The sequence below is a fragment of the Chitinophagaceae bacterium genome, from assembly GCA_007695095.1.
Taxonomy (GTDB): Bacteria; Bacteroidota; Bacteroidia; order Chitinophagales; family REEL01; genus REEL01.
Window position 1 is genome coordinate 1 of the sequence record REEL01000178.1, and the last position, 11201, is coordinate 11201.

The 11201-nt window shown below is 33.6% G+C and carries 7 protein-coding genes; 1 reads left to right on the forward strand and 6 read right to left on the reverse strand.

Annotated elements, in window-relative coordinates; translation table 11 throughout:
- The 5 genes from EA412_14560 to EA412_14580 all read right to left on the reverse strand — a co-directional run.
- A partial coding sequence (locus tag EA412_14560) for a PKD domain-containing protein (GenBank protein TVR75967.1) occupies positions 1-3498 on the reverse strand: 3498 nt, incomplete at its 3' end.
- A 108-nt stretch (positions 3499-3606) separates the two neighbouring features.
- Complete coding sequence (gene pckA, locus EA412_14565) at positions 3607-5208, reverse strand: phosphoenolpyruvate carboxykinase (ATP) (protein ID TVR75972.1); 1602 nt, start codon at positions 5206-5208, stop codon at positions 3607-3609.
- A gap of 125 nt (positions 5209-5333) precedes the next feature.
- Positions 5334-6449 carry a DNA-protecting protein DprA gene (gene dprA / locus EA412_14570; protein ID TVR75968.1) on the reverse strand — a complete coding sequence of 372 codons (1116 nt, stop codon included), beginning with the start codon at positions 6447-6449 and terminating at the stop codon, positions 5334-5336.
- A gap of 52 nt (positions 6450-6501) precedes the next feature.
- Positions 6502-7014: a dihydrofolate reductase gene (locus EA412_14575; protein ID TVR75969.1), complete on the reverse strand. Its 513-nt coding sequence runs from the start codon at positions 7012-7014 to the stop codon at positions 6502-6504.
- A gap of 12 nt (positions 7015-7026) precedes the next feature.
- Positions 7027-7821, reverse strand: coding sequence for a thymidylate synthase (locus EA412_14580; GenBank protein ID TVR75973.1), 795 nt, complete (start codon positions 7819-7821; stop codon positions 7027-7029).
- A 111-nt stretch (positions 7822-7932) separates the two neighbouring features.
- Between EA412_14580 and EA412_14585 the strand changes: the two genes are divergently transcribed.
- Positions 7933-10503 carry a response regulator gene (locus tag EA412_14585; protein ID TVR75970.1) on the forward strand — a complete coding sequence of 857 codons (2571 nt, stop codon included), beginning with the start codon at positions 7933-7935 and terminating at the stop codon, positions 10501-10503.
- Between the two features lie 13 nt (positions 10504-10516).
- Here EA412_14585 and EA412_14590 read toward each other — a convergent pair whose 3' ends face one another.
- Complete coding sequence (locus tag EA412_14590; protein ID TVR75971.1) at positions 10517-10999, reverse strand: 2-C-methyl-D-erythritol 2,4-cyclodiphosphate synthase; 483 nt, start codon at positions 10997-10999, stop codon at positions 10517-10519.
- Positions 11000-11201 lie beyond the last annotated feature (202 nt).

Genomic DNA, 11201 nt, shown 5'->3' on the forward strand with positions numbered 1-11201 from the left:
GCCGGCTGTTATGTTATTTAGGTTCTGGTCTGTTGAGTTATATCCGTTCGGACCGATCCAGGTATATGTGATTGGACTGGCACCTCCACTTATATTTATGTTTATGCTACCGTCGTTCCCATTACTGCAACTAATATTATACCCACATTCAAAAACAGGTGAAGTAATAGTAGATAAAACTAATTCTGAAGGCTCACTAATTGTAATCGTTGTTGTTGATATACATCCATTGGCATCTGTTACGGTGAAATCATGTGTTCCCGCACTGACAGTAAATGTACCTGTGCCCGTGTATGGTTCAATACCGCCTGTTGCGCTAACCGTTACTGTTGTTGTTTCTCCATTACATAGTATTGGAGCATCTTCTGTGGATGTTGCTGCTAATTCTGAAGGTGCTGTCAATTCAACGCTTTCAATAGCTTCACATTGATTTGCATCTGTAACTGTTAATGTATAAATTCCTGCACCAATATTATTTAGGTTTTGGGAAGTTTGATTGTTAGACCAAAGATATGAATATGGTGGAGTTCCCCCACTTACAGATGATACAATAACTCCATCTAATTGATTAATGCAACTTACACCAAAACCATTAAAGTTTGAATTAACTGCTAAAGAAAGATCAACACCTTCTATTAACTCAATTTCAAAATTACCTGAAGTTTCACAACCGTTAGCATCTACTATTGAAACATTATAAATACCTTCTGATAATCCGGAAAAGCTTTGAGCTAAATCCAATTCGTTAATTGTTCCTGAAATTGTGGTATCCGTCCCGGTTATTATTACAGAAAATGGAGATAATCCGGAAGTTAAAGTTAGCTCTACTTCACCGGATAAATCTGTTTCACATACTGGTTGCCCAATTACATTAATAACTAAATTAGGCTCCTCATTAATTGTTATAGTTACCTCTTCAATCGTGTTGCATCCATTAGCAATATATGATGTAACTGTATATGTAGTTGTTTCATTAGGAGCAACATTGATAGATTCAGAAGTTTGACCCGTATTCCACAGAATGCTGTCAGTATCGCCAAAAACGCTAATTTCTACTGTTGAGCCAACACAAATAGCTGTATCTCCGGTAACTGAAATTTCAGGGTATTCATCGACAAAAACAGTTACATAAGTAGTGTCTTTGCAAACAGTAGTGAAAGATATATCATCTAATCCAAAATCATTTCCAATTTTAGCTTGATTTTGATTTACAATACAAATTTGTGCAACAGTTGCTGTATCACTATAATAAATAGCATAAAACTGTTCCCAAACAGATGGATTAGAAGCTACATTTGGAGCTTGGATTGGTGGTCCAAGCAAACTGTCATTTATAGAAAATGCCAAAATAGCCGGGGATTGAGGATGGATAGATGTTATCCATGCTGAAAAATAGTATTCAGTAAATGGTTCAATAACTACATCCTGACACCAGACTTTAACTCCTACATCTTCTGCACCATTTATCGCCATAAAATTACCGCTTCCGGTAGTATGATCATTCCCAACAAAATTAGGGTGATAAATACTAGGGTCATGAGTTACGGTATATGTAGACTCAGGGCCTAAACCTGTAGACCAGGAACCGGAAAATGGATCGTTTATATAATCATATTCACTATAAAAGCCGGTATTTCCTGATTCAAAATCACCATTAACAACTAACTCACCACTTGGAACTGCACCAACTACCATATATGTAGTTGTTTGCTGAGGACTTGCAAGCGGATTGGAAACAGAGTTATTACTTAGCCCGTCTGCAGGGAACCATTCATACATCATAGCGCCTATGGCATTTAGTTGAACAGTATCTCCGGCACAAATTGTTACATCATCACCCGCTGAAATATTTACATCATTTCCTTCAATTTCAAATGAAACAACTTTCTCACATCCGTTAGCATCAGTAACAGTTATACTGTAATTTCCTACATCAATGTTATAAATCATTTGAGAAGTATCGCCTGTTGACCAAGCATATTGATAAGGTTCTATACCTCCGTTAACTAATGCTTCAGCAATACCTTCAGAAGAATTAAAACAACCCCCACTTCCAAAAACTTCAACTTCAAGATTTTCAGCAGGTTCTGTTAATATGATATCCGTTTGTTTAATACATCCGTTGGCATCTGTTACGGTAACAGAATAAGTGCCTTTAGAAAGGTCTGTTCTTATTTTTGAAGTTGAATTATCATCCCATAAAATCGAAACGGGTTCTACTGCATCATTAATTATTAATTCTATTACACCATTACTATCACCCTTACATGATGGTTCTGTTAAGTTCCAGTCTAAATCAACACTACAAAAATAAATTATAGCAGAATCCGAATCTAATACATTTGATGTATTAGCAGCTGTAGCATTAACATCTACAACATTTACAATAGAATCCTGAGTTAAATCACTTGAATTAATTACATATTCACCACTTAATAAAACAATATCCCCCGGAGATAAATTGGATAAAGTAGTATCTAATCCAAGCATAGGGTCATTTACTACAATATCAAAAAGGCTAATATTTCCATCATTTTGAACTTCAATTAAATAAGTAATAATTTGACCCTCAAGTGAATAGTTTTCGGGTGTTGCTGACTTAGAAACAGACACTGAAGGATCCGGGCAAAACAAATCACCTAAATCAACTTCAAGTGTTACAGAAGATGTAATACCCTCTGAATCAGTAACTGTTAATGTTGCTGTATATATATCTGTTGTAGATTGATAAGTGTGACAAGGACTACTATTATTGGTAATTATTGTTCCATCTCCAAAATTCCAGCTATATGTATATGGTGGAGTTCCTCCAACTGTTATATCATTAAAGCAAACTTCAGTAGTATTTTCAGTAAAATCACCACAGAAATAATTAAAGTTAGTTACTAAAAATGAAATAGGACCTCCAATAAAATCTGTTCTATTTGCTCCGTAATCACTACATCTGAATCTATAATTTGAGCCACTCGGATTTGAACACTGACCTCCGGTTTGGACAGATACCCACGTATTCAATAATTCAAATTGTTGTCCATAGGAAAAGCTAATAGGACCTAACATTAACAAATTTGATGTGCCGGGAGGTACAATATCTGAAACACATTCATTTTCTTCAGAAACTAAATTTCCATCTAAAAATATTTCAGTTGAAACTCTGGCCGCGTATCTATCAGAATTTGAATTATTAAAAAATGTCCCCCACACATAAACATCAACAGTATCACCAATATTAAAAATTGGTAGTGGATTTCCATTTTGATCCGCTATATAAACTCCTAAAAAGTTTACATCATTTGCCTGACCAATATTTTGTGTCAACTGGCAATTATTGTTTAATAAACACTGTCCGGACCAGGGGTCGTTATTATTATTTTGAACACTTCCGGGTTGACAAGAGCTTGAATAGGAGCTTGCGCTAAATGAAATAAACAACAAAGTAACAGCTAAAAAAATTCTTTTAAGAAAGCTGTTTAGGGTTGAAATAGTAATAGTTTTCATCTTTATTAGAGAGTTTCGTAACAAAAAAAACCGATGTGTAATTACATCGGCTTTTTTTTACGATAAACCCTCCAAAAGGTTCTATAAAAGTACATATTTAAAAAAACACTAAGCTACAGGCTCAGCATTTTTTATCTCTACGCTGGCAAATGACTCAAACTTTTTAAAATTACTAACAAATGCATTTGCTAATTCGGAAGCTTTTGCATCATAAAGATTTTTATCACTCCAGGTATTTCTGGGATTCAAAACTTCATCAGGTACATTAGGGCAACTTTGGGGTGTAGCTAATCCAAAATTTGAATGTTTTTGATATTCTACATTATCTAACTCACCTCTTAAAGCAGCCGTTATCATTGCTCTGGTGTACTTTAACTTCATTCTTTCACCAACTCCATATGGTCCACCGGTCCATCCGGTATTTATTAACCAAACATTCACATTATACTTCTCCATTTTTTCTCCTAACATCTCAGCATATTTAGTTGGATGCAGAGGTAAGAAAGGTGCTCCAAAACAAGCAGAAAATGTTAATTTAGGCTCTGTAATTCCGGCTTCTGTACCGGCTACTTTAGCAGTATATCCTGAAATAAAGTGGTACATAGCCTGTCCTTTTGTTAACTTGGAAATCGGAGGAAGAACTCCAAATGCATCGCAAGTAAGGAAAAATAAATTTTTAGGTATGGGTCCGACAGAAGGTTTTACTATATTATCTATATAATCTATAGGGTAAGCTACTCTGGTATTCTCCGTTATAGATGAATCCTCAAAATCTATAGTTCGTGTATTTTTCTTAAACACAGTATTCTCTACTAATGCTCCGAATTTAATAGCGTTAAAAATTTGAGGTTCTGTTTCTTCTGTTAAATCAATACATTTTGCATAACATCCACCTTCAAAGTTAAATATATGATCATCTTCCCAACCATGCTCATCATCTCCAATCAGTTTTCTTTCGGGATCAGCAGACAAAGTTGTTTTACCGGTTCCGCTTAAACCAAAAAATAGAGAACTGTCATTATTTTTACCAATATTTGCCGAACAATGCATTGATAAGACTTTCCTTTCTTGTGGCAGCAAGTAATTTAATACTGAAAAAATCCCTTTTTTAATTTCACCTGTATAGGCTGTTCCACCTATTAATATCATTTTTTGTGTAAAATTAATTATAGCAAAGTTTGATTGACGAGTGCCGTCAATCTCCGGATCTGCATGAAAACCGGGTGCAGCAACTACTGTCCAATCAGGCCTGCTGCCTTCAATTTCATTTAAATCAGGTCTTAAAAATAAATTATTAGCAAAAAGATTCTGCCATGGATATTCAGTAACTACCCTTAAGTTAAGTCTATGATTTTCAGATGCACATGCATAAGCATCACGAGCATAAACTGTTTTTCCTTTTAAGTAACTAAAAACTTTTTCTTTTAATAAATCGAATTTTTCCGGAGTGAATGGAATATTAATATCTCCCCAATAAACTGTATCTGTTGTTTTTTCATCTTTAACTATAAAGCGATCTTTGGGAGACCTCCCGGTAAATGCTCCGGTTTTTACTACTAATGCGCCTGAATCTGATAATTTTCCCTGATCCTGACTTAAGGTATGTTCTACTAGTTGTGCTGGTGTTAAATTCCAATAAACCTTGCCCAAACCATTTAAGCCTATTTCACTTAAATCTGCCTGAGGACTTTTAATACCGATTTGTTCAATCATTTTACGATTTTTTTTCAATAAAATACAAAATTAAAGAAATATAGTTGAAGTAACCCTTTGTTTAACTAAATAAATTTATTCTACTGATAAATGTGGATAATTTTTCCAATACCCCTTTACCATTAAAGATTTATTTTATACCTTTTCCCGGGTAAGACTTTTACTAATCCTTCGAACTCAAGATTTAACAGAATTGAAGCTATTTTAGTACTTTCCAAAGCACATATTTGAACTAATTTATCAATCCCAATTGCTTTATGGGTCATCAAAACATTTATAATGGTTTGTGTTTCTGTATCGTATGTGCTTAAATTCAAGGAAGTCTGGTGGTTTTCTTTTTTTTTCTCCTGATTGTACTTTTGCCAATCTTTATCTTTTATTAAATCTTCAATATCATCCAATAGCTGAGCTTTATGAGTTTTTATAAGATAATTACAACCTTCAGAGGTTGCAGAACCTACAGCACCCGGTAAAGCATAAACCTCTTTAGAATATTCATTGGCATATTCTGCACTTATGATTGACCCTCCTTTACGTTTGGTTTCAACCACTATTAAAGCATCACAAAGAGCCGCTATAATACGATTTCGCCTTGGAAAGTTTTCTCTTATCAGTTCTGTTCCAACCGGAAATTCTGATATCCAGGCTCCATCATTTTCAAGCATCTTTTTTGCAGTATCCATATGAAGCTTAGGATAAAGGGTGTCTAAGCCATTTGCTAAAACACATGCCGTAGGTAAATTATACTTCAAAGCCATTCGATGTGAGGCTATATCAATTCCGTAAGCCAACCCACTTATTATATATGGTCCATAAGATTGAAGTACTTTCATCCAATTTTCAAGATTAGACACCCCATATTCAGTTGCATTTCGCGTTCCGACTATGCTAAGCATACGTTTATGGTTTAAGTCCATTTTTCCTTTTTTATATAAAAGTATCGGACTGTCTGAAAGGTATTTTAGTCGGTAGGGATAATTATCCTGTCTGAAATAAATAAGTTCAATTCCATATTTCTCAGAATCTTTAAATATTTGCTCTGCCTTGAGCAAAACGTTTTGACTTAATATGCTTTTTGCCTGTTTTGCACCGATTCCCGGGATTTTCAATAAACTACGTTCCGTAGATTTAAATACAGCCTCCTCTCCACCGCAATAACCGATTAAGCTTTTTGCAGTTACCGGACCTACACCCTCTAAAATAGACAATGCAATTCTGTGTAACCAGTCTTGTTCCATTTTTTATGTGCTTGAAAAATTAATCAACAATCTACATATTATACTCTACTCATTAATCACTCAATTTGTCATAAATTTCAAATGTAAAAGCATACTTATGTTTTTCATCTTTTGGATGCAAAAACTTTTGAGTAAGTTTAAAAACTTTAGGGTCTATTTCCGGAAAATAAGTATCCCCTTCCAACTCTACATGAATTCTAGTTAAATAAATTCTTTGCAATACAGGCATAGACTGACGGTAAATCTCCCCCCCTCCAATGATAAAAATTTCATTTTTTTCTATGCTTTTAGCATATGATAAGGCTTCTTCCAAATTTTGAAAAATCATGCAGTCTTTAGCCTTAAAGTTTTGATTTGATGTAACTACCAGATTTTTTCTTTCCGGCAGTGCTTTTCCCATAGATTCAAAAGTTTTTCTTCCCATTATAACGGGAAATCCTAAGGTTACTTTTTTGAAAAACTTAAAATCATCAGGTAAGTGCCACAATAATTGATTTCCCTTTCCTATCACATTATTCTCGGTTGCTGCAGCAATTGCAGATATTACAGGCCCAACTTCTTTCATAATATATAGTTTTTATACAGAAACTTCAGCTTTTATATGAGCTTGAGGATTGTAGTTAATAATTTCAAAATCTTCAAATTTAAATTGAAAAATGCTTTCCGGTTTAGATTTAATCACAAGTTTGGGTAGTTCTAAAGGTTCACGACTCAACTGTGTTTTAGCTTGTTCCACATGATTACTATACAAATGAACATCTCCGAAAGTATGAATAAACTCTCCAACTTCTAAGTTGCAAACTGATGCTATCATATGGGTTAGAAGTGCATAAGAAGCTATGTTAAAAGGAACACCCAGAAATGTGTCTGCACTTCTCTGATAAAGTTGACAAGAGAGTTTGCCTTCAGAAACATAAAACTGAAATAAACAATGACATGGAGGAAGAGCCATATCGGGAACATCCGTCGGATTCCAGGCCGTTACTATAAGCCTCCTTGAATCGGGATTCTTTTTAATCTGATCTATCACATTAGAAATCTGGTCGATAGTTTCTCCATTCTTACCGGGCCAGGACCTCCACTGTTTACCATACACAGGCCCTAATTCTCCATTCTCATCAGCCCACTCATCCCAAATACTCACTTTATTCTGTTTGAGATATTCAATATTTGTTTCTCCGCGCAAGAACCATAATAATTCATGAAAAATGGATCGGGTATGTAGTTTTTTAGTGGTCAGTAATGGAAATCCTTCTTTCAAATCAAAACGCATTTGATATCCGAAAAGACTGTAAGTACCGGTTCCGGTCCTGTCACTTTTAAATGTTCCCTTAGTTAATAAATCATCAAGTAACTGTAAGTAGATTTTCATTGATTGCGATATGTTTTTTTTAAAAATAATTCCTGATAATAAATGTAACATTTTTCTCTAAAAACAGTAAATATATTAAAATTTATTTTCCTTAGAAATTCGATCTCCTTTATGGCTTACTTAAATTTATATTGGATTAAACGCATACTATTTATAGTTTGTATGTTTTTTCTAATGCACTCCTTAAAGGCTGAAATATACCCACAACTTGATAGTTTAGAAAAAGTTGCCTCAGAAAAAAATAAAAATAATACCGGTCAATATACCACTGATTTAATTGAAATTTACAAAATACTAAATAAAGAATATTTAAACTTTGACCCGGTTAAAGCTATCGATGCTTCCCGAATGGCAATAGAATTTGCAAAGGAATCAAAAGATACATTGTTACTTGCATACACTAACACTCACTTTGGAAATGCATACAGAAATCTGGGTTATTATGAAATTGCTTTAGAGCATTTTTTTAATAGTAAAAACATTTTAAAAAGCATAAAAGATTACGGTGCCATCTCATATTCCTATAACGACATAGGAAACATTTATTATGACCAGAATATGTTCACAGATGCTTTAAAGTACTACAATAAAGCTTATAATATCAGCTTACTTCAATCAAATAACAGACCAAAGGCAGTATCCTTAAACAACATAGGACTTGTTTATTTAAATAAAGAACAATATGATAATGCGATACAAAAATTCTTAAAAGCTCTACACTACAGGAAGTCCGGTGGTAACAATGCTTTAATTGCTCATTCATATAATTATTTGGGATATGCTTATAGTTTGAAAGGAGATAAGGAGATTTCTCTTAAATATTTTGTAGATGCTATTAATCTCTACAAAGAAAATTTTCAGGAAAATGAACTTGGAAATGTATACAGATTTATGATATCTCTATATCAGGATGATTATGAAAAAGCTTTTCACTACTATGACTTGGCAAAAGATATTTTCAGTAAAAGAGACAATCTCTATAACTTAAGTATCTTAAAAACAGAAATGGCACTTATGCTTATCAATATTGAGAAGTATAATGAAGCTGAATCTCTTCTATTAGAATCAATAGAAATAGCTAAAAATAAGGGATTTTTAAGACATATTTGTAAAAATTATGACATTTTAAAAGAGACTTATGTAAGTCTGGGGAAACATGATTTAGCTTTAGATGCTTATAAAAGTTATGTGAATTTTAAAGATAGCATACAGTTTAACGATATACACGAAAAATATGCTCAAATGCAAATCCGATTTGAGTTAAAACAGAAAGATCAGGAATTGGCTGAAGCCGAAAAAATTAAAAACATCCAAAAAACAGAACTTAAAAAGACAAAACTATTTTATCAGATATTAACGCTTCTCATAGTTGTACTGCTTGTATTTATCGGGTTCATAATGATTTCTTATACAAATAAAGTACAGACCAACAGACAGCTCGCTCTTAAAAAAGATATAATCGAAAGTCAGAAGGAAAAAATTCTAGTAAATAATAATGAGCTGAAAAAAGCTAAAGAACTAGCAGAGATGTCCTCAAAAGCGAAAGGTCAGTTCCTTTCAAATATTACGCATGAAATCAGAACTCCAATGAGCGGAATTATAGGAATGACAGATTTGATTATTCAAAGTCACCCTAATGAAGCTTTCACACCGGAACTAAAGTCTATAAAATTTTCTGCTGAAAAGCTGCTTTCAATTATAAATGAAATCTTAAACTACTCTAAGTTAGAAAGTAAAGAGGTTGAATTAGAAAGTATTTCTTTTGATGTTTATGAACTCATGGATGAACTAATAAAGTCTATCAGAGCAAATAAAACAAATAACGATATAAAATTAATACTTGATATTGATAAATCTACTCCAAAATATATTCAGGGAGACCCTACTAAGTTGTATCAAATTATATTAAACCTGGTGGGTAATGCTTTTAAATTTACTGAGAAAGGATATGTAAAAGTTAAAGTTAAAGCGGAGCCGATATCCAACAACGAGCATGCTTTCACCTTTATAGTGGAAGATACCGGAATCGGAGTAGAAAAATCTAAACTTGAGAGTATATTTGACTCATTTAAGCAAGCAGAACCTAATATTCACCGAAGATTTGGCGGCACCGGTTTAGGACTTTCAATTGTAAAAAATCTGGTAAATATACACAAAGGAGATATCAAGGTAGAAAGCGAACCCGGAGTGGGATCTAAATTTATTGTAAAAATAAACTTAAAGATTTCAAAGGAAACAACAGCTAAAATCAATCCGCCAAAAGAGAATTTAGATAGCATTCTAAACAACATGACTGTTCTTCTGGTCGATGATGAACCCATAAATCTTGAAGTAAATAGAAGGATACTGATGAATGCAGGTGCAAATGTACATACAGAAACAGACGGGTTTTATGCCTTCGAAAAAGCGCCTGAAATAAATCCGGGACTAATCATATTAGACCTTGAAATGCCACGCATGGATGGCTTAGAATGCACTACTGAACTTAGAAAATTAGAAAAGTTTGCAAAAAATCATTTCACCATAATTGGGCTCACCGCTGATATTTTTCCGGAAACCAAAAAGAAAGCAATTTCTGCCGGAATGGATTATTTGTTGACCAAACCTCTAAAAATAGAGTTGCTTAAAGAAAAGCTAAGAATGATTCAAAAGAAAAAAGAAGCCCAATCAAAGATTGCTTAATTTTAAGTGTATTTTAAACGTACAAAAGGCATACAGCATACACGGCAACGCCTTCCTTTCTTCCAATAAACCCCATCTTTTCGTTAGTAGTTGCTTTTACGGTAACATCAGTTATTTCAATGTTTGACAATTCACTTATAGACTTTCTCAGTTGTGGAATAAAAGGTTTTAACTTAGGTTTTTCCAAAACAACTGTAGCATCTATATTCCCTATCTTAAATCCTTTTTGTGTAATTAACCCTAAAGTTTCTCTATACAATATCTTGCTGTCTATATTCTTATATTTCTCATCAGTATCGGGAAAGTGAGTCCCAATATCTTCTAATCCGGCAGCACCTAATAATGCATCGCAAATAGCGTGTAACAAAGCATCTGCATCTGAGTGGCCAAGCAAGCCTTTTTCGTGGGGAATAGTTACACCACCCAGCACAAATGGTCTACCTTCAACCAACTGATGAACATCAAAACCAAATCCAACTTTAACTTTTGCAGACATAAATTTATGTTTAAAAAGGTATTCTAACTGAGACTTACACCCGTACTAAAACTTGTAGAAAATAGCTTCAAACGTAAATCTTTTCCCGGGCAAAAATAACTTATAATCCTTAATATTTTTATACAAACACAGAAGATTACCATTGATTAAATATTTCGGATTGAAACAAAAAAAAAGCCACTTTAAAAAGTGGCTTTCTCAT

Excerpts from the sequence above, each read along its gene's own strand:
- dprA (TVR75968.1), bottom strand. The coding sequence starts at position 6,449 with ATGGAACAAGACTGGTTACACAGAATTGCATTGTCTATTTTAGAGGGT.
- EA412_14575 (TVR75969.1), bottom strand. The coding sequence starts at position 7,014 with ATGAAAGAAGTTGGGCCTGTAATATCTGCAATTGCTGCAGCAACCGAG.
- EA412_14580 (TVR75973.1), bottom strand. The coding sequence starts at position 7,821 with ATGAAAATCTACTTACAGTTACTTGATGATTTATTAACTAAGGGAACA.
- EA412_14585 (TVR75970.1), top strand. The coding sequence starts at position 7,933 with ATGGCTTACTTAAATTTATATTGGATTAAACGCATACTATTTATAGTT.
- EA412_14590 (TVR75971.1), bottom strand. The coding sequence starts at position 10,999 with ATGTCTGCAAAAGTTAAAGTTGGATTTGGTTTTGATGTTCATCAGTTG.